The sequence below is a fragment of the Streptomyces flavofungini genome (genome assembly GCF_014650815.1).
GTDB classification, from domain to species: domain Bacteria; phylum Actinomycetota; class Actinomycetes; order Streptomycetales; family Streptomycetaceae; genus Streptomyces; species Streptomyces flavofungini.
The window spans coordinates 297,640-322,710 of sequence record NZ_BMVR01000002.1; the positions used below are offsets into that span (position 1 = coordinate 297,640).

The following is a 25,071-nucleotide window of genomic DNA, read 5'->3' on the forward strand; positions in this document are numbered from 1 at the left end:
TCGGGCTTTGGGCGGGGCGGGGGGTGTGGGGGGTACGGGTGCGGTGGCTGGCGTGGCCGTCGCGGGGGGTACGGGCGCGGTGGCTGGCGTGGCCGTCGCGGGGGCGGGCGGGGGCGGGTCACCTGCGGTGCGGGCCGGGGCGTCGGGCGTCGGGCCGACCGGGGCGTCCGTTGCCCCGCCGGATGTGGTTCCCGTCGCCGACGAAGCCGCGCTCGCGCCGGATGTGGCGCCCGTAGTCGGCGAAGCCGTGCTCGCGCGGGATGCGGTGCCACTCACCGACGAGGCCGTACTCGCGCCGGATTCCGGCGTACCCGCCGCGGCGGCGGACCCCCGCTCCGCGGGAGTGGTCGCGCCGAGCGAGTCCCCTCCCGGGGCCTGCTGCCTGCCTTCGCGCCGAGGCCGCATCTCTTGCACCGGTGCTCGCATTCCTGTTTTCGGCTGCCCTGGGGCCCAGGTGACGATCCGTCAACGCGAGCGCTCCCGGCACGGTTCCCGACCTTCGCAGACGATTCCAGCGCCGGAGCGCGGCAGTCGAGCATCGTCTGCCTGGCCACCTGAAGGAGTGAACATCGACAGGGAGTTGGTGAGCAAGTCACCCTGCGTGTCGTGCGGGCCCTGCGCGGTGTGCCAGTTGGACGTCTGTGGGCGGCTTTGGCAGGATGCGCCGCCACACCCCCGCCGGAGATGATCATTCCGGCCGAAATCCGGCGCCCGACCTGCCGACTCCCCCTCCCCCTGGCCTGCCGCGCCCCTCCCGGGGGTCCGCGCCCGCCTCGGGCAGACTGATCGAATGCGCATCGAACTGACCACCGAACCCGGCGACCCGGACCGCCCCAACGAGGACTACGTGTCAGTGGCGCTCCCCGCGTCCGGACAGGGCGGATCACTGGTGCTCCTGGACGGGGTGACGCCCCCGTCCGGCGCCGTCGGCTGTTCGCACAGCGTCCCCTGGTTCACCGCCCGCCTGGGCGGCGCACTGGGTGAACTGTCCGTTTCACACCGGGATATGACGCTGCCTGAGATCCTCGCGGCGGCCATCGCGCGCACCGCGGACACCCACCGTGACGCCTGTGACCTTTCTCACCCGCGCACGCCACAGGCGACGGTGGTCCTCGCGCGGTGGGACGCCGAGCGCGTCGAGTACCTGGTCCTGTCGGACTCCGCGCTGCTCGTGGCGGGCGCCGACGGTGAAGTGGAGGCGGTCCTCGACCCGCGGCTGGACCAGCTCCCGGCCGCGGTCCGCGAGCAGCGCGACGTCGTACGGGCGCTGCCGCGCGGCTCCGCCGAACGGCAGGCGGAGGGGCGCCGGTACGCGGCGGCGGTCGAGGCCCTGCGGAACGCCGAGGGCGGCTTCTTCACGGCCGCGGCGGATCCGGCGGTGGCCGCGCGCGCGGTCACCGGCACCCGCCCCCGCGCAGCCGTCACCGCGCTCGCCGCCCTGACGGACGGCGCCGGGCGCTGGGTCGAGACGTTCCGCGAGGGCGACTGGGCGGAGTGCTTCGGGCTGCTGCGCAAGAGCGGGCCGCAGGCGCTGGTGGACCGGGTACGGGAGCTGGAGCGGGCCGACCCGGAGGGCGCGGGGTTCCCGCGGGGGAAGCGGCATGACGATGCGGCGGTCGCGTACGTGGAGTTGTAGGGCGCCGCGGGGCGGGGCCGCGCCCTGGGTGCCGGGACGCGCCCTGGGTGCCGGGGCCGGGCTGCGCCGTACGCGTTTCAGGTCCCGCCCGGCCGGACAAGAGATAGCCGAAGAATTCAATTCGCCGCCGTTCTGCACCGTTCTCTGCCGTTCTTCACTGTTCTTCACTTTTCTGCACTGCTCTTCACTGCTCTTCTCTGTTCTCAATCGCGGGAATTTCACCCACCCGCACCGAACTGATCTGCGGAACATTTCAACTGAAGTAGCGATCAGGAATTGCCTGTTGAAATTCGGTTCGCCGACAGGGAAGGATCTCCGGGCATGGGGAACACATGGCCACATCCGGTCATGTGCCCACGCACGAAGGAGAATTGAATGTCCCGGCGCATGGCGGTCATCGCGGGTTCGGTACTCGCGGCCGCGCTGGTGCTCAGCGGCTGTGGTTCGGACGACGACGGCGGCGACAGCAAGGAGGGCGGTTCGGGCTCAGCCGGGGCCGAGGCGAAGGTGCTCGCCGAGGTGGCGCAGCCGAAGGTCAGTGAGATGGCCGGGGCCATGGGCATGTGGACGACGGACAAGAATTTCGTCAAGGCCGGGCTCAAGCAGATATCCGGCTATCCGCTCGCCGGCGGAAAGGCCGCGTGGGAGGTCCCGCTGACCGGCGAGATCTGCTGGTCCTCCGAGACGCCCACCAAGGACGGAAAGGTCGCCGTCGTCTTCCAGAACGACAAGGAGGACCCGTCGGTCTGCACGGAGGTCGGCGTGGTCGACATCCAGCGCGGGAAAATGCTCTGGCACAAGCAGGGCGTGAACGCCGACGGCAATGCCGAGATGTTCGACGAGATCGCGGTCGGCGGCGGCACGGTCGCCGCGGCGGGCACCAGCGCGAGCGCGGGCTGGAAGCTCGACGGGACGCCCCTGTGGAAGCCTTCCGACGAGACCTGCGACACCGTCGGCCACGCGGGCGACGAGACGAAGCTGGTCGTGGTCCGCGACTGCGGCGACACCGACAACCCGAAGCTCCAGGTGGAGACGGTCGACCCGGCGACGCGCGCGGCGAAGTCGACGTACAAGCTGCCGCAGGGCACGGAGTACGTCCACGTCGTCGCCGTCGACCCGCTGGTGCTCGCCGCCGACAACGGCAAGTCGCAGGGGGGCTCCGGGATCTCGCAGTTCATCACCGTCGACGACAGTGCCTCGCGCGGCAAGGAGCTGAGCACGATCCCCGTGGGCGGCGGCAAGCACGGCAAGTACGAGGCCGAGTGCCCGGCCACCGAGGTCACGGGCTGCGCCCAGCTGGCGGTCAGCAAGGAGAAGAACGCGCTGTACCTGGGCACTTCGGAGCCCGCGAGCAGCTCGTCCGAGGCGCGCAACGACCTGGTGTCGTTCGACCTGAAGTCCGGCAAGCAGCTCCACCGGACCCCCGGCTCGGACTCGGGCCGTCTGGTGCCGATCGGCCTCGACGACTCCGGCAAGGTCATCGCGTACCAGGAGGCGAACATCGCCCGCGAGGAGGGCGGCGGGGTCTGGCAGGCCGACCCGGCCACCCTCAAGGCGACAAAGATCCTCCAGAACCCGGCCGACAGCTACGAGATGGAGTCCCGCTTCGAGTCCGACCGCCGAGCCCTGTACGCGGGCGGCCGCCTCTACCTGGGCGCGGACCACGTGACGGAACCGTCGACGGTGTACAAGACGGCGCAGCCATTGGCGGTGGTGTTCGGGGAGAAGTAGGGGGACCTGCGGTGCGGGGGGCCCGCGGCGCCTGTGGTGCGGGGGGGCAGCCCGCGGCGCGGACGGGGCCGGGGCAGCGCGCAGGGCAAGGCCTCTGAGACGGGCTGCGGCGCGGCGGATCCCGAGACCTCCGCGCGGGAGCGCAACGCCCACTGTCCGTACTGGGGCGAACGGGTGGAGCGGATGGGAGAAATCCACCGCGAAGCAGGCGGCGTACAACGCACCCCCGACACCGAGCGGGGACAGCGCCGAGCTAGGACTCGGCCCCGGCGTTGAGCTTCCCGAGCAACCGAGCCAGCTCGGCCACCTCCCCCCGATCCCACCCGGCGAGCTGCCGAACGTACCGCTCCCGCCGAGCCCCGCGCACCGTCCAGAACCGCTCACGCCCTTCCTCCGTGAGCCGCACGAGCCAGGCCCTGCCATCGGCGGGGTCTGGCTCACGCGCGACCAGCCCCAACTGCTCCAGCCCCCGCAACTGCCGACTCATCGTCGCCTTGCCGACCCCGATGAAGGCGGCAAGATCGGTGGCCCGCCGGGGCCCGGACTCGTCCAGAAACGCGAGCAGCCCATACGCGGCGGGCTCCAGATCCGGATGCACCTGCCGAGCCATCTCCCCGGACGAGGCCCGCGCCCGCCGAAGCAGCAGCGTCAACTCCCGCTCCAGGGACAGAAACTCGTGGTCCACACCACCGCCGGACCCGGCCCCGCCGGCCCCCGCCTCGCCGCCGCGGCCCGCGTCCTCGCGCATGTCAGCACCCATGCCACACATTTCCGATCCTGAAAGTTTCCGCCGACCACGGCCATCACCGCAGCTCGCCCAGTATTTCGCAGGCGTAGACCAACGGCGGGAGCGAGTGCCCCTTCCCCTTCGGGGTCTACGTGCGTAGCGTCATTGATGACATGTTCACACCAGCGACATGTCGACAGGTCCCCCCACCGAGACCCGTACCCACCGCACGCCCTCCGTACGACGCGGGAACCGTGAACCCCACGTACGGCGAGGCGTACCCGTGTACGAGACTCCACGAGGCCATACGGAGGCACGCCATGCCCGTGCACAGACCTGGAACCGCCCGCCGCACCCACCCCGCGGCCGGCATCCTCCTCGCCGTCCTCTCCGCCCTGTCCCTCCTCATCACCCTGCCCGGCGCCGCGCAGGCCGCCGACGGCGACGACGTCCCGCCGCGCGGCTCCGCCCGCATGGGTATGGGCGTCCTCGAACACGACGGCCAGGGCGGCCGTCCCAGTGGCGGCGACGCCGCCCAGACCGAGGGCGTCGACGTCAGCAGCCACCAGGGCAACGTCAACTGGTCCGCCCTGTGGAACAGCGGCGTGAAGTGGGCCTACGTCAAGGCGACCGAGTCCACCTCCTACAAGAACCCGTACTTCGCCCAGCAGTACAACGGCTCGTACAACATCGGCATGATCCGCGGCGCCTACCACTTCGCCACCCCCGACACCTCCAGCGGCGCCGCGCAGGCCAACTACTTCGCCAGCAACGGCGGCGGCTGGTCCCGCGACGGCAAGACCCTGCCGGGCGCTCTCGACATCGAGTGGAACCCCTACGGCGCCGCCTGCTTCGGCAAGTCGCAGGGCGCGATGGTCGACTGGATCCGCGACTTCCTCACCACCTACAAGGCCCGCACCGGCCGTGACGCCGTGATCTACACGGCCACCAGCTGGTGGAAACAGTGCACCGGCAACTACGGCGGCTTCGGCAGCGCCAACCCGCTGTGGATCGCCCGCTACAACACCAGCCCCGGTGAACTCCCGGCCGGCTGGGGCTTCCACACCATCTGGCAGTACACCTCGTCCGGCCCCATCGTCGGCGACCACAACAAGTTCAACGGCGCCTACGACCGGCTCCAGGCCCTGGCCAACGGCTGACCGCACCACTTCCCGCCCACGCGCGTCCCTCGCCCACCGGGCATCCGACGCCGCGCGGGTGAGCGGCAAGGCCCGGACCCTTCCTGGGGGCCCGGGCCTTTCCCTTCCCCGCCACGCCCGTCACGCCGCGACGGGAACCTGTGTCACGCCGCCGCCGGAACCTTCAGCTCGGCCGGCGCCAGAGCCAGCTCCAGGACCTGGCGGACGTCCGTCACCGCGTGCACGTCCAGCTTCTCCAGGACCTCGGCCGGGACGTCGTCCAGGTCCGGCTCGTTCCGCTTGGGGATCACGACGGTGGTGATCCCCGCCCGGTGCGCGGCGAGCAGCTTCTGCTTCACGCCGCCGATGGGCAGCACTCGCCCGGTCAGCGACACCTCACCGGTCATCGCCACATCCGTACGGACCAGGCGGCCGCTGAGCAGCGACGCCAGCGCCGTCGTCATCGTGACGCCCGCACTCGGACCGTCCTTCGGCACCGCACCCGCCGGGAAGTGGATGTGCACACCCCGCTCCTTCAGGTCACCCACGGGCAGTTCCAGTTCGGCGCCGCGCGAGCGCAGGAAGGACAGCGCGATCTGCGCGGACTCCTTCATCACCTCACCGAGCTGTCCGGTGAGCGTCAGCCCCGCCGCACCCGTCTCCGGGTCGGCCAGCGACGCCTCCACGAACAACACGTCTCCACCGGCCCCGGTGACCGCGAGCCCCGTCGCCACCCCCGGCACCGCAGTCCGCCGCTCGGACGGGTCCTGCGCCGACTCCGGAACGTGGTGCGGCCGACCGATCAGCCCGCGCAGATCACCCGCGCCGACCGTGAACGGCAGCTCCCGCTCGCCCAGTTCGTGCTGCGCCGCGACCTTGCGGAGCAGCCTGGCGACGGACCGCTCCAGATTGCGCACGCCCGCCTCGCGGGTGTACTCCCCCGCCAGTTTGCGCAGCGCGCTCTCGTCGATCGTCACCTCGCCGCCGCCGAGCCCGGCCCGCTCCAACTGTCGCGGCAGCAGGTGGTCACGGGCGATGACGACCTTCTCGTCCTCCGTGTACCCGTCCAGCCTGACCAGCTCCATGCGGTCGAGCAGCGCCTCCGGAATGGCCTCCAGCACGTTGGCCGTCGCCAGGAACACCACGTCGCTCAGGTCGAGTTCGACCTCCAGGTAGTGGTCGCGGAAGGTGTGGTTCTGCGCCGGGTCGAGCACTTCGAGGAGCGCCGCCGCCGGGTCGCCCCGGAAGTCCGAGCCGACCTTGTCGATCTCGTCGAGCAGCACCACCGGGTTCATGGACCCGGCCTCCTTGATGGCCCGCACGATCCGTCCGGGCAGCGCCCCCACGTACGTACGCCGGTGTCCCCGGATCTCCGCCTCGTCCCGCACCCCGCCGAGGGCGACCCGCACGAACTTGCGTCCCATGGCGTGCGCCACGGACTCCCCGAGCGAGGTCTTGCCCACGCCGGGCGGGCCGACCAGGGCCAGGACCGCGCCGCCGCGCCGTCCGCCCACGACCCCCATGCCCCGGTCCGAGCGCCGCTTGCGCACCGCCAGGTACTCGGTGATGCGCTCCTTCACGTCCTGCAGTCCCGCGTGCTCGGCGTCGAGGATCTCCTGAGCACCCTTGATGTCGTACCCGGAAGCACTGTCATCGGTTCGCTCGTTCCACGGCAGTTCGAGCACCGTGTCGAGCCAGGTGCGGATCCAGGAACCCTCGGGCGACTGGTCGCTGGCGCGCTCCAGCTTCTCGACTTCCTTCAGCGCCGCTTCCCGTACCTTCTCCGGCAGATCCGCGGCCTCGACCCGGGCACGGTAGTCGTCGGACTCCTCCTCGCCCTCCTTGCCGTCGAGCTCACGCAGTTCCTTGCGCACTGCCTCCAGCTGGCGCCGCAGCAGGAACTCGCGCTGCTGCTTGTCGACACCCTCCTGCACGTCCTTGGCGATGGACTCGGCCACGTCCTGCTCGGCCAGGTGCTCCCGCAACTGCTCGGTGGCCAGCTTCAGGCGCGCCGTCGGGTCCTCGGTCTCCAGGAGCTGGATCTTCTGCTCGGTGGTGAGGAACGGCGAGTACCCGGAGTTGTCCGCGAGCGCCGACACATCGTCGATCTGCTGCACGCGATCGACCACCTGCCAGGCCCCGCGCTTCTTCAGCCAGCTCGTCGCCAGCGCCTTGTACTCCTTGACCAGCTCGGCGGTGGCACCGGGCATCGGATCCGGCACGGTCTCCTCGACCCGCGCACCCTCCACCCACAGCGCCGCACCGGGCCCGGTCGTACCCGCACCGATCCGCACCCGCCCACGAGCACGGATCAGCGCCCCCGGGTCTCCATCCGCCAGCCGACCGACCTGCTCGACGGTCCCCAGCACACCCGTGCCCGCGTACGTCCCGTCGATCCGCGGAACAAGCAGCACCTGCGGCTTGCTACTGCTTCCACTGGACCGGGCGGCAGCCTGCGCGGCCTCCACCGCGGCCCGTACTTCGGCATCGGAAAGGTCGAACGGCACCACCATGCCGGGCAGCACGACCTCGTCATCGAGCGGCAGCACGGGCAGAGCGAGCGGTGTGTACGACGTGGACTCAGCAGCCATGATCTCCCCTTCGGCATTCAAGTTGAGCTATACCGACTCAATGCTTGTGAGCCTCCGAATGTTCCCCGGGCTTGTTCGCTGTCAGCGATCACCACTGTCGCTGCGGAAATCCCCCTACGTAAGGTTCTCTCGCTAGTTGCAGCTATTACACATCGGTCACCATCTGAAGGGTTTCCCCAATGCACGCGACGCAGACCACGACGCACGCGACAGAGGTGGCAGCGGGAGCCCCACTGGAGGGCCGCGAGGCCGTCCGGGCCTGGATCGACGGCTGGGTCGTCTCCCGCGGTGCCGCCGCGCCGGTCGCGGAGCCCTGGGGCTTCACGGTCGACGTCGGCCAGATCAAGCAGCCGAGCCGGCACGTCCTCGCCACCACGGGCTCGGACGTCCAGGAGTCGGACGTACGCAAGGTCGCCTCATCGGAGACCGGAGCCGGCGTGTGGCTGAAGGTCTTCGACTTTCCGGACCGCGTCGCCCCCTGGATCGGCCCCGAGTGGTGGATCGACCCGGAGGACGGCTACCTGATGACCGTGCCCCTCGCCCCGGCCCCCTCGAACCAGCTCGCCGTTCCGGACGGCTACCGACTCCGCACCTGGTCACAGGGCGGCGTCTTCCGCGCGATGGTCACGACCGCTGACGGCTCCTGGGCTGCTCGCGGCCAGATCGCCCCGACCGGCCGCACAGCCGTCGCCGACCAGATCGAGACGTCCCCGCAGCACCGCCGCAAGGGCCTGGGCAGCCTGGTCATGCGCACCCTCGCGGTCGCCGCCGTCGACGCGGGCGCAGAGATCGGCGTACTGGCCGGGACTCCGGAAGGACGCGCCCTCTACGAGGCGTTGGGGTGGCGCGTGGTCGCCGGCCTGACAAGCGCACGCCGGAAGGGACCGGGGGAAATCTGACCGCTCCGGCTGCCCAAGCCCCGCGGGCTGCCTCACCCGCCCCGGCCGCCCGGCTACTCGGCCGCCGGGGCCGCCGTCTTTCGAGCGCGCGTGTCCGCGTAGGCATAGGGGAGGCCAGGCAGCATCAGGAGCAGCGTCGCCCACACGGGCAGGTGGAAGAGCGTGTCGTCGCCCGCGAGCCAGGAGGCGAGCTGGGCGAACCCGACGCCTATCAGCCCGACGAACAGCCACCTCACAAAACCCAGGGACCCCCGCCGCAGTTCCAGGGCGACGGTGCCCGCCAGTATCACCGCGTAGAAAGCCATGCGCGGGGCCTCGATGGGCAGCGCGAGCGTCCAGTCGATCAGGTGCGTGAGGAGCAGCAGCGCACCGAGGACGAACGGGATCAGCGCGGCCATCCGCAGCACCCGCAGATGCAGGGGCGTGCGCGCCCGGGCCCAGTCGGCGGCGAACGTCTGCACATCGGCACCCACCACGTCCCGCGGGGAGCGACCAGCAGCCGCTGCCTCCTCCAGGTGCGCGGAGAGCTCGGCCAGCATCTCGCGCAGGGAGGCGTCGTCGATGCCCCTGTACTCCCAGTTGCTCCGGCAGACCGCCAATACGCGGGCTCGCTCCGCCTCACCGGGCAGGCCTTCCGGCACCGCACCGGGCGCGCTCTCCCGCGCAGCCTCGCCCGCGGTCACGTCGCCGCTGGTCGTCGTCTCATTGGTCGTCTGCTGCGTCATGCCGTGCCCCCGTGTCCCCCGTGTCGCTGTTCCGTGCACCGCCCCGGCTCCCCAAGGTCCTGGAGACGGCCACCGTGAAGGTGCTCCAGGTGGCGCGGCCCGCAGCCAGCTCGGCCGCGCCCGCGTCGGTGAGGCGGTAGTACTTGCGCGGTGCCCCGCCCGCTGCGGACGGAGCGCGATAGGAGTCGACCAGCCCCGCCCGCTCCATCCGGGCGAGCAGGGGGTAGATGCTGCCCTCGCTCACCAGGTCGAGGCCGCTCTCGGTGAGGGCCTCCACGAACTCGTACCCGTACCGAGGCCGTTCGCCGATGAGTGCGAGCAGGCACAGGTCGAGCACCCCGCGCAGCAACTGACTGCGACGCTGGTCATGCATCGCGGACAGTTCCTTTGCCATGCGGTACAAGATAGTCGCCAAGTACCTTGCACCGCAAGACATTTATCCGGAGGTCATCACTCCATATCCCTCACGGCAAAGAACCGGGCCCCATCGGCCACACGAGTGACATCAAGTGGCACAGAGCCACCTCGAACCTCATGGAACACACAGGCCTCACGGGCCACGCAGCCCCAGAGGCAGGCCAGCCGACTTACGCGGCAGCGCCCCGCCCACGGCCGCCCCGCAGCACCGGCCACGTCGCGACGCCCACGACCAGCGCGAGCAGATGGCCCCAGTTGGTCATCGGGTCCGTGAAGGCGATGAGGTCCTGGAGCAGCATCCAGCCGAACCCCGCGAGCACGGCCCAGCGCAGCCACGGCGTGAGCAGCCCGGCGAGTGCGCCGACGCTGGCCGCTACGCCGAAGCTGATGCCGTAGTCGAGCCGGTAGGCGGAGCTGCCGGGCAGATGGCCGGCCAGCACCGAGAGCCCGACGGGCACCTCGGTGGCCAGCGTGGCGACGGCGTGCCCGAGCAGGAAGACGCCCGCGGTGCGCAGCCCGCCGACGCGGCGCTCCAGCGCGGTGAGGACCAGCAGGAACACGATGGCGTACGGCGAAGTGATGCCGCCCGCGATCCACAGCGCGCTGGCGACGAGGACGAACATCGGCCGGTCCGCGAGGTGCGCCACGTCCGTGCTCGAACCCTGGTGCAGGGAGGAGACGAGGGTGGGATCGCCGTATTCGGCGAAGAGTGAGGTCAGGAGGAGGATGACGGCGTACCCGAAGGTGAAGGGCGTTCCGGTCGGAGACGGCAGCAGCCGCCAGGGCCGCAGCCCGCGCAGCACCCGAAGCCCCGCCCGCACATCGCAGGCCCTGGCTCCGGCTCCGGTCCCAGCTCCGGCACTGGCGCCGACACCGACACCGACACCACCCGCACCGACACCGGCCGCCGCGACACCGCCACCAGCGACACCGCCCCGAGCCACCTCGCCGGACAGCGCCCCCTCGACGGCGCCCTCGCCCCGGGCCGCCCCCTTGGGCACCCCCGGCGCCCGCCCACCGGCGAAGCCCGACCCGGCCGCCTGACTCGGCATCGCGTCCAGCGTCACGAGCCCCGCGACCCCGAGCAGCGCGTCCGCGCCCGCGACCCCCGACAGGCCTACGGCACCCACGGCCCCCTCGGAGCCCGCGGCACCCTCAGTAGCCGCCCCGCCACCGTCCTCACCCACGGCGGCGCCCCCACCCGAAACCCGCACAGACCGGTCCACGCTGAGGCGCTCCTTCCATCACGGCTTCACTGATCTTCCATCACAGAAGGATCACGGGATCACGCTTCACCGATCTTCCCCCTGCTGTCTATGACCGACGCCACGTGAGATGCGATTCACAGGAACTCACAGCAACCCCACACCATTCCCCGGCGTCCCGCAGCACGTCCCTGAGGGGCGGCAGCAGAATGGGCCGATGCACACCCCGTACCGACCCGATCCCCCCGTGGTTCTCGACCGGCACGAAGGCCCCTACGGCGAAGTCGTGCTGCGCCGCCACGGAGACCTGTTGCAGATCATTGCCAACGGCATGTTCCTGATGGACACCTCGGACGGCCGCTCCGAGCGGCTCCTCATTGACGCGGCCTGCGAAGCCCTGGACGGACGGCCGCGGCCGAGCGTCCTCATCGGCGGTCTGGGCGTCGGCTTCTCCCTCGCCCACGCCGCCACGGACCCGCGCTGGGGCCGTATTTCGGTGGTCGAGCGCGAGCGGGCCATCATCGACTGGCACCTCGACGGACCGCTGTCGGGGCTCTCGCGGGAGGCGCTCGCCGACCCGCGCACGGAGATCCTGCACACCGACCTGATCGCATATGTCAACGGCTCATTCGCAGGCGCCAACGCCTCTTCCGACACGTACGACGCCCTGTGCCTCGACATCGACAACGGCCCCGGCTGGACCGTCACCGAGGGCAACGAAAGCCTCTACTCCCCCGCAGGTCTCGCCGCCTGCAAGGCCCGTCTGAACCCCGGCGGAGTGCTCGCCGTGTGGTCCGCGCAGCCCTCACCCGCTTTCGACTCCGCTCTACGGAATGCCGGGTTCCAACAGGTACGTACGGAAGAGATCCCCGTTGCCCGGGGCGTACCGGACGTGGTTCATCTCGCGACAAGGGCTGCGTAGCCGAGGTGCCGTTACGCCCCGTACTCTGCTGACCGGACACCAAGCGATCACGTCAGGGGCGGGGCGATGGAGCAGACACACACCTCCCACAACGGCGCCACGGCAGCGATGCCCGGCGCTCAGCGCCGGGTTCTGGTGGTCGAGGACGACCCGACGATCGTCGACGCCATCGCCGCCCGGCTGCGCGCCGAAGGTTTCGTCGTGCAAACGGCGGCGGACGGCCCGGCAGCAGTGGACACCGCACAGGCCTGGCAGCCGGATCTGCTGATCCTCGACATCATGCTGCCGGGATTCGACGGCCTGGAGGTCTGCCGTCGCGTACAGGCCCAGCGCCCGGTACCCGTGCTGATGCTCACCGCTCGGGACGACGAGACGGACATGCTGGTCGGGCTCGGCGTGGGCGCCGACGACTACATGACCAAGCCGTTCTCGATGCGCGAGCTCGCCGCGCGCGTGCATGTGCTGCTGCGCCGGGTCGAGCGGGCCGCGCTCGCGGCCACGACGCCTCGGAGCGGCATCCTGCGCCTGGGCGAGCTGGAGATCGACCACGCGCAGCGGCGTGTGCGAGTGCGCAGCGAGGACGTACATCTGACGCCGACGGAGTTCGACCTCCTGGTGTGCCTCGCCAACACCCCGCGCGCGGTGCTGTCGCGCGAACAGTTGCTCGCCGAGGTGTGGGACTGGGCCGACGCATCCGGCACCCGCACCGTCGACAGTCACATCAAGGCCCTGCGTCGCAAGATCGGTGCGGAACGCATCCGTACGGTGCACGGGGTCGGGTACGCCCTGGAGACACCGACGCCATGACGGCGGACCCGGGCGCTGCGGACGGAACGGCTCGCGGCGCCCTGAGCGGTACCCCGGGAAGTGCGCACGGCACCCCGGGCGGCACCCCTGGCGGCACTCCCAGCGGCACGGAGAGCGGCCGGGGCACGGCCCGGAAGTGGCGCTGCGACCGGGGCGGGAGCATCGGCCTGAACGGCCCGTTCGCGGGTGTGCGGCCGTTCTCCATCAAGACGAAGCTGGGCACCCTGGTGGTCGTCTCGGTCTTCATCACCACCGGGCTGCTGATGGTGGCCATGGAGACGGAGACCGAGCTCCGCTTCATCACGGTCTTCTCCGTGATCGCCACTCTTCTGATCACACAGTTCGTCGCGCACAGCCTCACCGCGCCGCTCGACGAGATGAACTCGGTGGCCCGCGCGGTCTCGCACGGCGACTACACACGTCGCGTACAGGGAGCCGACCGCCGCGACGAGCTGGGCGACGTGGCGATGACGATCAACCGCATGGCGGACGATCTGGAGGCGCAGGACCAGCAGCGCAAGGAGCTCGTCGCCAACGTCTCGCACGAGCTGCGCACCCCCATCGCCGCGCTGCGCGCCGTCCTGGAGAACGTCGTCGACGGTGTCTCGGCGGCCGACCCGGAGACGATGCGCACGGCCCTGAAGCAGACCGAGCGCCTGGGGCGTCTGGTGGAGACCCTGCTCGACCTGTCGCGCCTCGACAACGGCGTCGTACCGCTCAAAGCGCGGCGCTTCGAAGTGTGGCCCTATCTGTCCGGTGTCCTGAAGGAGGCCAACATGGTGGCTTCCGCGCGCAAAGGGATGACGTCGGGCTCCGGCAGTCACACCCGCACGGACGTGCATCTGCACCTGGACGTCTCGCCTCCGGAGCTGACGGCCCACGCGGACGCGGAGCGGCTGCACCAGGTCGTCGCCAACCTCATCGACAACGCGGTCAAGCACAGCCCGCCGCACGGCCGCGTGACGGTGCTCGCCCGGCGCGGCCGCCACCCGGAGTCCCTGGACCTGGAAGTGCTCGACGAGGGCCCCGGCATCCCCGAGTCCGAGTGGCACCGCGTGTTCGAGCGCTTCAACCGGGGCGCGCACGTCGGTGTCGCGCCGGGCAGCGACGGCGGTACGGGGCTCGGGCTCGCGATCGCGCGCTGGGCGGTCGATCTGCACGGCGGGCACATCGGCGTGGCCGAATCGGCTCGGGGCTGCCGGATTCAGGTCACCCTTCCGGGCCTGCCCGAAGACTGAAGTTGACGTAAGGTTCGAAGCGGAAGCGATCTCTAGCCGCCCGCATGGTGCGCCGGACGGGTCGCAACCGCGTGTCGACGTACCCAGGACGTGCACAGACGTCCCCACCAGGGCTCCACGCGGTGCCTCGCCATAGCCGAACTTCGCTTGTTTCCCGCCATTTACAGCCCCGAAACCAGCTTTCCGGTGTGACTTACGCGACGGATGACCGGCCCGGTCTGCACTGGGCGTCCTTGGAGGCGTAGCCTTTATTTCCGCTGTCCATCACCTTGTGAAGCGGAAGAGGGCGGTTGCCGCCGTGTCGCCACAGTCCCCCAGTAACTCGAGCACCACGACCGACCAAGAAGCGCAGGGCAAGAACCCTGCTGCCGCGTTCGGTCCCAATGAGTGGCTCGTCGACGAGATCTATCAGCAGTACCTCCAGGACCCGAATTCGGTCGACCGTGCCTGGTGGGACTTCTTCGCCGACTACAAGCCGGGCGTGGGCGCCTCCGTCGCCGCCACACCGGCCAAGCCGGCGGGTGACGCGGCCGCGGGGGTCGCGTCCACCACGTCCCCCGCCCCGGCCGCCGCCAAGCCCGCAGCCCAGGCCGCCGCTCCCGCAGCGCCGCCCGCCGCCGCACCCGCGGCGCAGGCCCCGGCTCCCGCCCCGGCGAAGCCCGCGGCCGCCAAGGCCGCGCCCGCGAAGGCGGCACCCGCCAAGGCCGCCGCGGACGCCACGGAGAAGGCGGGTCCCGAGTACGTTCCGCTGCGCGGTCCGTCCGCGGCTGTGGCGAAGAACATGAACGCCTCGCTGGAGCTGCCCACGGCCACGTCCGTGCGCGCCGTCCCGGTGAAGCTGCTGTTCGACAACCGCATCGTCATCAACAACCACCTCAAGCGCGCCCGCGGCGGGAAGATCTCCTTCACGCACCTCATCGGGTACGCGATGGTGCAGGCCATCAAGGCCATGCCGTCGATGAACTACTCCTACGCGGACAGGGACGGCAAGCCGACCCTCGTCAAGCCGGAGCACATCAACTTCGGCCTGGCCATCGACCTGGTGAAGCCCAACGGCGACCGCCAACTGGTTGTTGCGGGCATCAAGAAGGCCGAGACCCTGAACTTCTTCGAGTTCTGGCAGGCCTACGAGGACATCGTCCGCCGTGCTCGTGACAACAAGCTCACGATGGACGACTTCACCGGTGTCACGGTCTCCCTGACCAACCCCGGCGGCCTCGGCACCGTCCACTCCGTGCCGCGTCTGATGCCCGGCCAGTCGGTCATCATGGGCGTCGGCTCGATGGACTACCCGGCGGAGTTCCAGGGCACGTCCCAGGACACCCTGAACAAGCTGGGCATCTCCAAGGTCATGACGCTGACCTCGACGTACGACCACCGTGTGATCCAGGGTGCGGCGTCCGGCGAGTTCCTGCGCATCGTCGCGAACCTCCTCCTCGGCGAGAACGGCTTCTTCGACGAGATCTTCGAGGCGCTGCGGATCCCCTACGAGCCGGTCCGCTGGCTCAAGGACATCGACGCCAGCCACGACGACGACGTCACCAAGGCCGCCCGGGTCTTCGAGCTGATCCACTCCTACCGCGTCCGCGGCCACGTCATGGCCGACACGGACCCGCTGGAGTACAAGCAGCGCAAGCACCCCGACCTGGACATCACCGAGCACGGCCTGACGCTCTGGGACCTGGAGCGCGAGTTCGCCGTCGGCGGCTTCGCCGGCAAGTCGATGATGAAGCTGCGCGACGTCCTCGGCGTCCTGCGCGACTCGTACTGCCGCACCACCGGCGTCGAGTTCATGCACATCCAGGACCCCAAGCAGCGCAAGTGGCTGCAGGACCGCATCGAGCGCCAGCACGCCTCCAAGCCGGAGCGCGAGGAGCAGCTGCGCATCCTGCGCCGGCTGAACGCCGCCGAGGCCTTCGAGACCTTCCTGCAGACGAAGTACGTCGGCCAGAAGCGCTTCTCCCTGGAGGGCGGCGAGTCCGTCATCCCGCTCCTGGACGCGGTCATCGACAGCGCGGCCGAGTCGCGCCTGGACGAGGTCGTCATCGGCATGGCCCACCGCGGCCGCCTGAACGTCCTCGCCAACATCGTGGGCAAGTCGTACGCCCAGATCTTCCGCGAGTTCGAGGGCAACCTCGACCCGAAGTCGATGCACGGCTCCGGAGACGTCAAGTACCACCTGGGCGCCGAGGGCACCTTCACGGGCCTCGACGGCGAGCAGATCAAGGTCTCCCTGGCCGCGAACCCCTCCCACCTGGAGGCGGTCGACCCGGTCCTGGAGGGCATCGCCCGCGCCAAGCAGGACATCATCAACAAGGGCGGCACGGACTTCACGGTCCTGCCGGTGGCCCTCCACGGAGACGCGGCCTTCGCGGGCCAGGGTGTCGTCGCGGAGACCCTGAACATGTCGCAGCTGCGCGGCTACCGCACCGGCGGCACGGTCCACGTCGTCATCAACAACCAGGTCGGCTTCACGGCCGCTCCGGAGTCGTCGCGTTCGTCGATGTACTCCACGGACGTGGCCCGGATGATCGAAGCGCCGATCTTCCACGTGAACGGCGACGACCCGGAGGCCGTCGTCCGTGTCGCGCGGCTCGCCTTCGAGTTCCGCCAGGCGTTCAACAAGGACGTCGTCATCGACCTGATCTGCTACCGCCGCCGCGGACACAACGAGTCCGACAACCCGGCGTTCACGCAGCCGCTGATGTACGACCTGATCGACAAGAAGCGCTCGGTCCGCAAGCTCTACACCGAGTCCCTGATCGGCCGCGGCGACATCACCCTGGAAGAGGCCGAGCAGGCCCTCCAGGACTACCAGGGCCAGCTCGAGAAGGTCTTCACGGAGGTCCGTGAGGCCACCTCGCAGCCCGCCCCGGCGGAGGTCCCCGAGCCGCAGGCCGAGTTCCCGGTGGCGGTCAGCACGGCGATCTCCCAGGAGGTCGTCAAGCGCATCGCCGAGTCCCAGGTCAACATCCCCGACCACGTCACCGTGCACCCGCGTCTGCTGCCGCAGCTGCAGCGCCGCGCGGCCATGGTCGAGGACGGCACGATCGACTGGGGCATGGGCGAGACCCTGGCCATCGGCTCCCTCCTCCTGGAGGGCACCCCGGTGCGCCTGGCGGGCCAGGACTCCCGCCGCGGCACGTTCGGCCAGCGGCACGCCGTCCTGATCGACCGCAACACGGGCGACGACTACACGCCGCTGCTGTACCTCTCCGAGGACCAGGCCCGCTTCAACGCCTATGACTCGCTGCTCTCCGAGTACGCGGCCATGGGCTTCGAGTACGGCTACTCCCTGGCGCGTCCCGAGTCCCTCGTGATGTGGGAGGCGCAGTTCGGCGACTTCGTCAACGGCGCGCAGACGGTCGTGGACGAGTTCATCTCGTCGGCCGAGCAGAAGTGGGGCCAGACGTCCGGCGTCACCCTGCTCCTGCCGCACGGCTACGAGGGCCAGGGCCCCGACCACTCGTCGGCCCGCCCCGAGCGCTTCCTGCAGCTCTGCGCCCAGAACAACATGACGGTCGCGATGCCGACCCTCCCGTCGAACTACTTCCACCTCCTGCGGTGGCAGGTGCACAACCCGCACCACAAGCCGCTGGTGGTCTTCACCCCGAAGTGGATGCTGCGCCTGAAGGCCGCGGCATCCAAGACGGAGGAGTTCACGACGGGCGGCTTCCGCCCGGTCATCGGCGATGACTCGGTGGACGTCAACGCGGTCCGCAAGGTCGTCTTCTGCGCGGGCAAGCTCTACTACGAGCTGGAGGCCGAGCGGAAGAAGCGCGGCGTCACGGACACGGCGATCATCCGCATCGAGCGCCTGTACCCGCTGCCGGGTGCCGAGCTCCAGGCGGAGATCGCCAAGTTCCCGAACGCCGAGAAGTACCTGTGGGCCCAGGAGGAGCCGGCGAACCAGGGCGCGTGGCCCTTCATCGCCCTCAACCTGATCGACCACCTGGACCTGGCGGTCGGCGCCGACATCCCGCACGACGAGCGGCTGCGGCGCATCTCGCGCCCGCACGGCTCGTCCCCGGCGGTCGGCTCCAAGAAGCGCCACGAGCAGGAGCAGGAGCAGCTCCTGAACGAGGTCTTCACGGCCTAGTCCGCGGCTGTTCGCACAGTTCGGTACGTCGGGTGGGCCCGGCCCCGAGTCCTGCTAAGGGACTTGGGGGCCGGGCCCACCGGCGTACGGCCGTACGATGAAACGGTCCCCAACCCGCCCCGGCCGCCGGCCCGGGTCCCGCCCGCACCAGGAGCAAGAGTTGTACTTCACCGACCGTGGCATCGAGGAGCTGGAGAAGCGGCGCGGCGAGGAGGAGGTCACCTTCGAGTGGCTCGCCGAGCAGCTCCGCACCTTCGTGGACCTCAACCCGGACTTCGAGGTCCCGGTGGAGCGCCTCGCCACGTGGCTGGCGCGCCTGGACGACGAGGACGACGACGAGTAGTCGGCCTCTTCGGAGGTGCCGATACCTCTCCTGGATGCCGGTACGGGTATCCCGCTCCTCCTAGGACCCCGGTAGCGGGAACTCCGGTTCGGGCCTCCGGCTCGCCGCAGCGGGCGCGGACGATGCCCCCGCCCCGGGAAAAATCGCTTGCCTGTAGGGCCCGGCCGCCACATACGCTGCCTCCCATGTGCGCATCCGCAGCCGCCGCCGCTGCCACGAGGACCCGCCGCGCCTAGCGGCGGGCCGACCTCACTTCCCCCTGGAACGCCCCGCCGCTTCCACGCGTAAGCGCCGAGCGGCACCTCGTGCTGCCCGGCTTACCTCGAAGCCGCGGAGACCCCTGTGCGCACGCACCATGGTCGTCATGAGTTCGGCCAGAACTTCCTCACCGACCGCTCCACCATCAGCACGTTCGTCGATCTCGTGAGCCGCACCCACGGGCCGATCGTCGAAATCGGCACCGGCGACGGAGCCCTGACCCTCCCCCTGCAGCGGCTGGGCCGACGCCTCACGGGCATCGAGATCGACCACCGCCGGGCCGAACGGCTGCGGCAGCGCACCGGCCCCTCGACGAAGATCGTCACCGCTGACTTCCTGCGCTACCGAACCCCTCCGGAGCCGCACGTCCTGGTCGGCAACCTCCCCTTTCACGAGACGACCCCCATGCTGCGCCGCATCCTGCGCTCGCCCGACTGGACCGACGCCGTCCTGCTCGTGCAGTGGGAGGTCGCACGCCGTCGCGCCGGGGTCGGCGGGGCGACGCTGATGACGGCCCAGTGGTGGCCCTGGTACGAGTTCGGCCTCGAAGGCCGCGTTCCGGCGGCGGCGTTCCGGCCGCGCCCCAACGTCGACGGCGGGCTGATGACGGTCACCCGCCGGGAACGGCCACGGGTCGCGAGCGCGCGTCGGCAGGAGTACCAGGAGTTCGTACGCCGGGTGTTCACCGGCCGGGGCCGAGGGCTGCCCCAGATCCTCGCCTCGGCGGCTCCCGACCTGCCCCGGCACAGGATCAAGGAGTGGGCGCGGCGCGGCGGCCACAGCGCCGCACGCCTGCCCAAGGACCTCGGCGCGGAGGAGTGGGCCGAGCTGTTCGGGATGCGGGTGAGGGGCGGGCGGGAGTAGGGCCGGCGCAGGGCTGGAGTGCGGCGGGTGCGGGGCGCGGCGTCGGTCAGCGGGTCAGGACCGGCGCCAGCTCCCGCCACTGCCGCAAGGGCAGTTCGCGGGGGTCGGCCGTCAGCACCTGTACGCAGACGTGGTCCGCCCCGGCGGCGAAGTGCTCCGCCACGCGCGCGTGGAGGTCGTCGACGTCTCCGTAGGCGACGATCGCGTCCACCAGTCGTCGGCTCGGCGTGCTGCTGTCGGCCTCTTCGGCGAAGCCGAGCCGCCGCAGGCTCGCGGCCTGGTGGGGCGCCTTCAGGTACCCGGCGACATGCTCCGTGGCCACCTCGCGGGCCCGCGTGCGGTCCGTGTCGAGGACGACGGCCTGCTCGACCCCGAGGAACGGCTCAGGGCCCAGGATGTCCCGCGCCCTCGCGGTGTGCGCCACCGGCACGAAGTACGGGTGCGCGCCCCAGGTGCGCTCGGCCGCGAGGCCCAGCATCTTCGGTCCGAGCGCGGCCAGGAGGCGCCGCGGGGCGGGGTCCGGCACGGGGCCGTACGCGGGGGCCGCGGCCATGGCGTCCAGGTAGCCCCGCATGGTCGCGACCGCCCGCCCGCGCGCGGGCACCGGGTAGCCGTCCACGTCCATGACGGTGTCGTCGATGCGGTGCCCGCCGAGGCCCAGGACGTAGCGGCCGGGGAACGCCTCACCGAGGGTGCGCTCGGCGTTGGCCATGGCCAGGGGTTCTCGGTAGGCGATGTTGGCGATGCCGGACGCGACGACGATCCGGCGCGTGGCGGACAGCAGCAGCCACGCCTGCCCGAACGTGTCCCGCCCGAACGCCTCCCCGTACCAGATCGCCCCGTAGCCCAACTCCTCGATCTCCGCGGCGGCTTCGCCCACCCGCCCTGCGGGCTGTCCCTCGAAGGCGAAGGTCCAGATACCCGCCCGCCCGAGCCCGGTGTCTGCGTGGCTGCGCCCGTCGGCTCCTTCGCCGACCCCGCCGACTCCTTGGAGGTCACTCATGTCCACCACCCCCGACCCATTACCGGAGACCCTCTCCGGATAGTTGCGGAGTACGATACGGAGAACCTCTCCGCAAGGCCAGCGCTCCCGCCCCCCTACCTCCCGCACCCCCTCCCCTCGCCCCGACCTCGCCCCGGATCCTGGATCCCGAGCCTGGCCCTCGGGAACCCACACCCCCGGGACCCAGAGATGAACCAGCCCCAGCCCCAAGCACGGCCGACCGCCGCCCCGACGACCACCTCCTCGGCGACCGCCGCCCCGTCGACCGGTCCGGCCCCGATCACCCCGACCTCTACGGGACGACCGGCCCGCGCCGACGCCGTCCGCAACCGGGAACGCCTCGTCGCCGCCGCGCGGGAGGCCTTCGCCGAGGCGGGCCCGGACGCGTCACTGAACGAGATCGCCCGCCGCGCGGGCGTGGGCCCCGGCACGCTCTACCGGCACTTCTCCGGTCGCCCCGAACTGCTCGCGGCCGTCCTGAAGGGGCGCATCGACACGCTGTGCGCCCGCGCGCAGGACCTGCTGGCGGCCGACTCGGCGGGGGCCGCGCTGGCGGAGTGGCTGGGCGCGTTCCTCGACCACGCGCGCGTGAACCAGGGGCTGGGCGGCGCACTGATGCTGGAGGAACTGGAAGCGGCCGGCGCGCTGGGCACCGACTGCCATCAGCGCATCCTCGACGCGGCCACGGCGCTGCTCACCCGCGCCCAGGAGTCCGGTGCCGCCCGCCGTGACCTGTCCCCGGCCGACCTGCTCCAACTGGTTGTCGGGGTCGCCATGTCCATCCCGCACAAGCGGACGTCACCGGCAGGCGATCCGGAGCAGCCGCAGCGGCTGCTCGGCCTGGTCCTCGACGCGACGAAGCCCCACTGAGCGGTTGACGCGACGAACCCCCACCGAGCGGTTTCCGTTCAGACGCCCCCGCAGGTCATTCCCCGTCCCGGGCCTTCCTCCGCTCCCGTACGAGCCCCAGCGCTCCGTGCACCACCAGCACCGCTCCGGCCAGCGCCCAGCCGCCACCGCGTCGGCGCGAGGACCAGAGCAGGAGGGGGATGCCGACCGCGAGTTGGGCCCCGGCCAGGGCGCGGGGCAGCGGTCCACTCTCGACGGCGTCGAGTTCCGCCCGTACCACGTCCCGCCAGCCGGACCACTCGACGTGCCGGACGCCGTCGATGACCCGGGCGACCTCCCGCAGGCGGTCGGCCGGCTCGCCGGGGCTCAGGCCGGGCGGCAGGTCGACGCCCGCCCGGGTGAGGACGGCCAGGAGCCCTCGCATCCGGGCTCGGGCGTCGGCCGCCGAGTCCGGCCGGGCCAGCGCGTCCAGGGCCTGCATGTCGAGCACCGGGTCCAGGCCCAGGCGCGCGGCGAACGACCGCATCGCCTCGTCCTCGCCGACCGGAGTGCCGTTGGCCAGCCACACGTACCCGACCGTCCGCCGGAAGCCCGCCGCCAGGGTGTAGCCGGAGCGGTCGGCGTCCCACCACAGCGCGAGCACCGGCCCCGGCGAGGCGACGGCGAGAGCGGTGGCCCAGCCGGTGAGCACCCGGTCGACCTGCTCGTCGCCGCGCCGCCACGGCTTGCCCTCGGGTACGAGCACGCTCCACTCGTCCCCCGCAGACGCGAGCAGCATCCGCTCGCGCAGCAGTTGCGCGAGCGTCTCGACGGCGTCCAGTCCAGCCCGGCAGAGCAGCAGGGCACCCGTGGTACCGGTCGGCTCGGCCAGATTCACGGACTGCGGGGACGTGACGGACTGTGGCGGCGTGACGGATTGCGGGGGCTCGGCGGATTGCGGGGGCTCGGCGAGATCTGGGGGGTCAGGGGGCACGGCGGGGTCGGAGGGCCGAGAGGGAGGCCACTGCTCGGATGACATGGCTCAACGCTAGGACATTTCATGATTTCCGGCCCGAGAGTCGACGGCGGAGCGCCTTGCGACTGTGGGCGACCGAGGGCAACCGAGAGCCGACCGCAAGGGCGGCCGCAGAGAAGAGATAGGTCTTGACTTTCCGTATCCGCGATATATCGTGTGTATCAGAGACGCGATATGGCGCGTCGTGTCCGACCCGCTCAAGGAGGTCCGCCACCATGCCAGAGTGGTCCGTCGCCGAGCCCCGGAAACTGACGTTCGACGAGCCCGTGAGGACACTGCGCGTGCGCGTGGTGAACGGCGCGGTGAACGTCGTCGGCACAGACGAGGACTCGGCCAGGCTGGAGGTCTCCGAGATATCGGGTCCTCCGCTCACCGTGACGCAGCACGACGGCACCCTGTCCGTCGCGTACGACGACCTGCCGTGGAAGGGCTTCCTGGAGTGGCTCGACCCCCACGGCACCCGCCGCCACACGGTGATATCGCTGGCGGTTCCGGCCGGGACCCGCGTCGAGGTGGGCGCGATCGGCGCGGGCGCCGTGGTCACCGGAATCGAGGGCAGCACCGAGGTGCGGGGCATCACGGGTGACACGACACTCGTCGGCCTCACCGGCCCGGTCCGGGCCGAGACGTTCTCCGGCAACGTCGCGGCCCAGGGCGTCACCGGTGACCTGCGGTTCGACTCGATCTCGGGCGATCTGACCGTCTTCGACGGCTCCGGGTCCTCCGTTCGGGCCGAATCCGTGAGCGGCTCGATGATCGTGGACCTGGATCCGGCCACCGGCTCGGCCGATGTCGGGCTCACCAGCATCTCCGGCGAGATCGCGGTCCGCCTCCCGCACCCGGCGCACGCGGAGGTGCGGGCCAATACGACGAGCGGCTCGATGTCCAGCGACTTCGACGACCTCCGGGTCAGCGGCCAGTGGGGCGCGAAGAAGCTCACCGGCAGGCTCGGGTCGGGCAGCGGCCAGCTGCGGGCGAAGACGATCTCCGGCTCGATCGCGCTTCTGCGCAAACCGTCGGTGGAGGAAGATCTCTACCAGCAAGACCTGTACAAGGCGGATGAGCCCCTGCGGGACGCACCCCCCTCGGACTCCCCGCCGCCGACCCCGCACTCTCCGGCCGCCACCCCGACCGGCGGCCCGGACGCGGACACCCCCGCCGACACCCCCAAGGCGGACGCCGCCGACGCCCCGACCGACAAGAAGGTGCTCTGAGATGCCTCCCGTGTTCGCCCACGGCCGCCTGCGCCTGTATCTGCTCAAGCTCCTGGACGAGGCCCCGCGCCACGGCTATGAGGTGATCCGCCTGCTGGAGGAGCGTTTCCAGGGGCTGTACGCCCCCTCGGCGGGCACCGTGTACCCCCGCCTGGCCAAGCTGGAGGCGGAGGGCCTGGTCACCCACACCACCGAGGGCGGCCGGAAGGTGTATGCGATCACTGACGCGGGCCGCGCCGAGCTGGCGGACCGCAGCGGCGAGCTGGCCGACCTGGAGCTGGAGATCCGCGAGTCGGTGGCAGGGCTCGCCGCCGAGATCCGCGACGGCGCGCAGGGCGCGGCGGGCGAGTTGCGTCGGGAGATGCGGGCGGCCGCCCAGGAGGCGCGCGCCGGCAGCAAGTCCGGCACGGGCGCGGGCTTCCCGAACCCGTCGGACTTCTTCGACAACTCCTGGACGGACAGCGACGGCTGGCGCCAGGCGAAGGAGGAGTTCCGGCGCGCCCGGCAGGAGTGGAAGGAGCAGGCTCGGCGGGCGAAGGACGAGAGCCGCAGGGCCCGCGAGGAGGCCCAGCGGGCGCGCAGGCAGGCGAAGGACGCGCAGGAGCGGGTGCGGGCGGAAGCCCAGGAGGAGCTGCAGCGCATGGCCAAGCGGGTGCAGGAGCAGGTGCAGGACCACTTCGCGCGCGGCGACTGGCCGACGGGTGTCCGTGAGGGCCTGTCCGAACTGGCCAAGGAATTCGGCGACTTCGGGAAGGAGTTCGGCAAGGACTTCGGGGTCGACTTCGGCAAGGACTTCGGTTTCGGGACGTCGGACAAGACGTCGGGGCCCAAGTCGTCCGAGCCGGGGCCCGTGTTCACGGTCGAGCGGGACGAGGTGCCCGTCGAGTACGTCCCGGACTGGGCCCACGAGGAGTCCAGCGGCGAGCCCGCACGCGACCTGGACCGACTCCTGGACCGCTTCCGCGACGACATCCGCGACGCGGCCCGCGACTGCGGGGTGTCCGAGGAGCAGCTCCGCGAGGCCCGCCGGCATCTGTCGGAGGCGGCGGCGCACATCGGGGCGGTGCTGCGGACGCCTAAGGCTCCTGAGTCGCCCAAATCCTGACTCGGCGCCGGGCGGGACGTCGACATCGGCCTGGCGGCGGCCGTGAGGTTGTGGGGCCGTGGGGTGGCGGTGAGGCGATGTCACTCTTCGGCGGGGCTGGTCCGCCCGAAGGAGACGTCGGCGGGAGGGCCGGGGTCCAGGGGGCACAGCGCCCCGGTTTCGGTGAAGGGGTGGGACTGGGGCGCCCCGCAAGGGCGGGCGCTCCGGGCGACGCAGCCCCGAACGGTGCCGGTGCGACCGACGGTGGAAGCCCGTTCAGGACAGGCAGGCCCACAGGGGTGGAT

General features: G+C 71.1%; 20 protein-coding genes. 13 read left to right on the top strand and 7 right to left on the bottom strand.

Going from position 1 to position 25,071, the window contains the following annotated elements; genetic code table 11:
- The first annotated feature begins 790 nt into the window (after positions 1-790).
- Both IE274_RS05140 and IE274_RS05145 read left to right on the top strand, forming a co-directional pair.
- Entirely contained in the window at positions 791-1,636 is an 846-nt protein-coding gene (locus IE274_RS05140) for a protein phosphatase 2C domain-containing protein (RefSeq protein WP_190114367.1), read from the top strand.
- Positions 1,637-2,011: 375 nt separating this feature from the next.
- Complete coding sequence (locus tag IE274_RS05145) at positions 2,012-3,367, top strand: hypothetical protein (protein WP_190114368.1); 1,356 nt, start codon at positions 2,012-2,014, stop codon at positions 3,365-3,367.
- Positions 3,368-3,620: 253 nt separating this feature from the next.
- Here IE274_RS05145 and IE274_RS05150 read toward each other — a convergent pair whose 3' ends face one another.
- Positions 3,621-4,115, bottom strand: coding sequence for a MarR family winged helix-turn-helix transcriptional regulator (locus IE274_RS05150; RefSeq protein WP_190114734.1), 495 nt, complete (start codon positions 4,113-4,115; stop codon positions 3,621-3,623).
- 299 nt (positions 4,116-4,414) lie between these two features.
- Between IE274_RS05150 and IE274_RS05155 the strand changes: the two genes are divergently transcribed.
- Positions 4,415-5,254 carry a lysozyme gene (locus tag IE274_RS05155; RefSeq protein WP_190114369.1) on the top strand — a complete coding sequence of 280 codons (840 nt, stop codon included), beginning with the start codon at positions 4,415-4,417 and terminating at the stop codon, positions 5,252-5,254.
- A 143-nt stretch (positions 5,255-5,397) separates the two neighbouring features.
- On the opposite strand, the gene lon is transcribed toward IE274_RS05155, so the two are convergent.
- Positions 5,398-7,824, bottom strand: a complete 2,427-nt coding sequence (gene lon / locus IE274_RS05160) for an endopeptidase La (protein WP_190114370.1) — start codon at positions 7,822-7,824, stop codon at positions 5,398-5,400.
- Positions 7,825-8,003: 179 nt separating this feature from the next.
- Between lon and IE274_RS05165 the strand changes: the two genes are divergently transcribed.
- Positions 8,004-8,723, top strand: a complete 720-nt coding sequence (locus IE274_RS05165; RefSeq protein ID WP_190114371.1) for a GNAT family N-acetyltransferase — start codon at positions 8,004-8,006, stop codon at positions 8,721-8,723.
- Positions 8,724-8,776: 53 nt separating this feature from the next.
- On the opposite strand, the gene IE274_RS05170 is transcribed toward IE274_RS05165, so the two are convergent.
- From IE274_RS05170 to IE274_RS40310, 3 genes are all read right to left on the bottom strand, one after another.
- Positions 8,777-9,448: a hypothetical protein gene (locus IE274_RS05170; RefSeq protein WP_190114372.1), complete on the bottom strand. Its 672-nt coding sequence runs from the start codon at positions 9,446-9,448 to the stop codon at positions 8,777-8,779.
- Positions 9,426-9,842: a PadR family transcriptional regulator gene (locus IE274_RS05175; RefSeq protein ID WP_229909235.1), complete on the bottom strand. Its 417-nt coding sequence runs from the start codon at positions 9,840-9,842 to the stop codon at positions 9,426-9,428. The genes IE274_RS05170 and IE274_RS05175 overlap by 23 nt, the downstream gene beginning before the upstream one ends.
- A 193-nt stretch (positions 9,843-10,035) precedes the next feature.
- Positions 10,036-10,686 (bottom strand): rhomboid-like protein, encoded by a 651-nt coding sequence (locus tag IE274_RS40310; protein WP_190114735.1) that lies wholly within the window; start codon positions 10,684-10,686, stop codon positions 10,036-10,038.
- Between the two features lie 601 nt (positions 10,687-11,287).
- Here IE274_RS40310 and IE274_RS05185 point away from each other — a divergent pair.
- From IE274_RS05185 to erm, 6 genes are all read left to right on the top strand, one after another.
- Entirely contained in the window at positions 11,288-11,992 is a 705-nt protein-coding gene (locus tag IE274_RS05185) for a spermidine synthase family protein (RefSeq protein WP_190114374.1), read from the top strand.
- Positions 11,993-12,058: 66 nt separating this feature from the next.
- Positions 12,059-12,799, top strand: coding sequence for a response regulator transcription factor (locus tag IE274_RS05190; protein WP_190114375.1), 741 nt, complete (start codon positions 12,059-12,061; stop codon positions 12,797-12,799).
- A gap of 188 nt (positions 12,800-12,987) precedes the next feature.
- Entirely contained in the window at positions 12,988-14,037 is a 1,050-nt protein-coding gene (locus IE274_RS05195) for a HAMP domain-containing sensor histidine kinase (RefSeq protein WP_372446983.1), read from the top strand.
- A gap of 298 nt (positions 14,038-14,335) precedes the next feature.
- Entirely contained in the window at positions 14,336-18,136 is a 3,801-nt protein-coding gene (locus IE274_RS05200) for a multifunctional oxoglutarate decarboxylase/oxoglutarate dehydrogenase thiamine pyrophosphate-binding subunit/dihydrolipoyllysine-residue succinyltransferase subunit (RefSeq protein ID WP_190114376.1), read from the top strand.
- Between the two features lie 160 nt (positions 18,137-18,296).
- Positions 18,297-18,479 carry a DUF6104 family protein gene (locus tag IE274_RS05205; protein ID WP_019075209.1) on the top strand — a complete coding sequence of 61 codons (183 nt, stop codon included), beginning with the start codon at positions 18,297-18,299 and terminating at the stop codon, positions 18,477-18,479.
- A 342-nt stretch (positions 18,480-18,821) separates the two neighbouring features.
- Positions 18,822-19,601: a 23S ribosomal RNA methyltransferase Erm gene (gene erm / locus IE274_RS05210; RefSeq protein WP_190114377.1), complete on the top strand. Its 780-nt coding sequence runs from the start codon at positions 18,822-18,824 to the stop codon at positions 19,599-19,601.
- A 46-nt stretch (positions 19,602-19,647) separates the two neighbouring features.
- On the opposite strand, the gene IE274_RS05215 is transcribed toward erm, so the two are convergent.
- Positions 19,648-20,604: a TIGR03620 family F420-dependent LLM class oxidoreductase gene (locus IE274_RS05215; RefSeq protein ID WP_190114378.1), complete on the bottom strand. Its 957-nt coding sequence runs from the start codon at positions 20,602-20,604 to the stop codon at positions 19,648-19,650.
- Positions 20,605-20,793: 189 nt separating this feature from the next.
- Between IE274_RS05215 and IE274_RS05220 the strand changes: the two genes are divergently transcribed.
- Positions 20,794-21,474, top strand: a complete 681-nt coding sequence (locus IE274_RS05220; protein ID WP_190114379.1) for a TetR/AcrR family transcriptional regulator — start codon at positions 20,794-20,796, stop codon at positions 21,472-21,474.
- 55 nt (positions 21,475-21,529) lie between these two features.
- Here IE274_RS05220 and IE274_RS05225 read toward each other — a convergent pair whose 3' ends face one another.
- Positions 21,530-22,330 carry a hypothetical protein gene (locus tag IE274_RS05225; protein ID WP_229909236.1) on the bottom strand — a complete coding sequence of 267 codons (801 nt, stop codon included), beginning with the start codon at positions 22,328-22,330 and terminating at the stop codon, positions 21,530-21,532.
- 353 nt (positions 22,331-22,683) lie between these two features.
- On the opposite strand from IE274_RS05225, the gene IE274_RS05230 reads away from it, so the two are divergent.
- Positions 22,684-23,682 (top strand): DUF4097 family beta strand repeat-containing protein, encoded by a 999-nt coding sequence (locus IE274_RS05230; RefSeq protein ID WP_190114380.1) that lies wholly within the window; start codon positions 22,684-22,686, stop codon positions 23,680-23,682.
- 1 nt (position 23,683) lies between these two features.
- Positions 23,684-24,787 (top strand): PadR family transcriptional regulator, encoded by a 1,104-nt coding sequence (locus IE274_RS05235; RefSeq protein WP_190114381.1) that lies wholly within the window; start codon positions 23,684-23,686, stop codon positions 24,785-24,787.
- The last annotated feature ends 284 nt before the right edge of the window (positions 24,788-25,071 follow it).

Excerpts from the sequence above, each read along its gene's own strand:
- IE274_RS05140 (WP_190114367.1), top strand. The coding sequence starts at position 791 with ATGCGCATCGAACTGACCACCGAACCCGGCGACCCGGACCGCCCCAAC.
- IE274_RS05145 (WP_190114368.1), top strand. The coding sequence starts at position 2,012 with ATGTCCCGGCGCATGGCGGTCATCGCGGGTTCGGTACTCGCGGCCGCG.
- IE274_RS05150 (WP_190114734.1), bottom strand. The coding sequence starts at position 4,115 with ATGCGCGAGGACGCGGGCCGCGGCGGCGAGGCGGGGGCCGGCGGGGCC.
- IE274_RS05155 (WP_190114369.1), top strand. The coding sequence starts at position 4,415 with ATGCCCGTGCACAGACCTGGAACCGCCCGCCGCACCCACCCCGCGGCC.
- lon (WP_190114370.1), bottom strand. The coding sequence starts at position 7,824 with ATGGCTGCTGAGTCCACGTCGTACACACCGCTCGCTCTGCCCGTGCTG.
- IE274_RS05165 (WP_190114371.1), top strand. The coding sequence starts at position 8,004 with ATGCACGCGACGCAGACCACGACGCACGCGACAGAGGTGGCAGCGGGA.
- IE274_RS05170 (WP_190114372.1), bottom strand. The coding sequence starts at position 9,448 with ATGACGCAGCAGACGACCAATGAGACGACGACCAGCGGCGACGTGACC.
- IE274_RS05175 (WP_229909235.1), bottom strand. The coding sequence starts at position 9,842 with ATGGCAAAGGAACTGTCCGCGATGCATGACCAGCGTCGCAGTCAGTTG.
- IE274_RS05185 (WP_190114374.1), top strand. The coding sequence starts at position 11,288 with ATGCACACCCCGTACCGACCCGATCCCCCCGTGGTTCTCGACCGGCAC.
- IE274_RS05190 (WP_190114375.1), top strand. The coding sequence starts at position 12,059 with ATGGAGCAGACACACACCTCCCACAACGGCGCCACGGCAGCGATGCCC.
- IE274_RS05215 (WP_190114378.1), bottom strand. The coding sequence starts at position 20,604 with ATGAGTGACCTCCAAGGAGTCGGCGGGGTCGGCGAAGGAGCCGACGGG.
- IE274_RS05220 (WP_190114379.1), top strand. The coding sequence starts at position 20,794 with ATGAACCAGCCCCAGCCCCAAGCACGGCCGACCGCCGCCCCGACGACC.
- IE274_RS05230 (WP_190114380.1), top strand. The coding sequence starts at position 22,684 with ATGCCAGAGTGGTCCGTCGCCGAGCCCCGGAAACTGACGTTCGACGAG.
- IE274_RS05235 (WP_190114381.1), top strand. The coding sequence starts at position 23,684 with ATGCCTCCCGTGTTCGCCCACGGCCGCCTGCGCCTGTATCTGCTCAAG.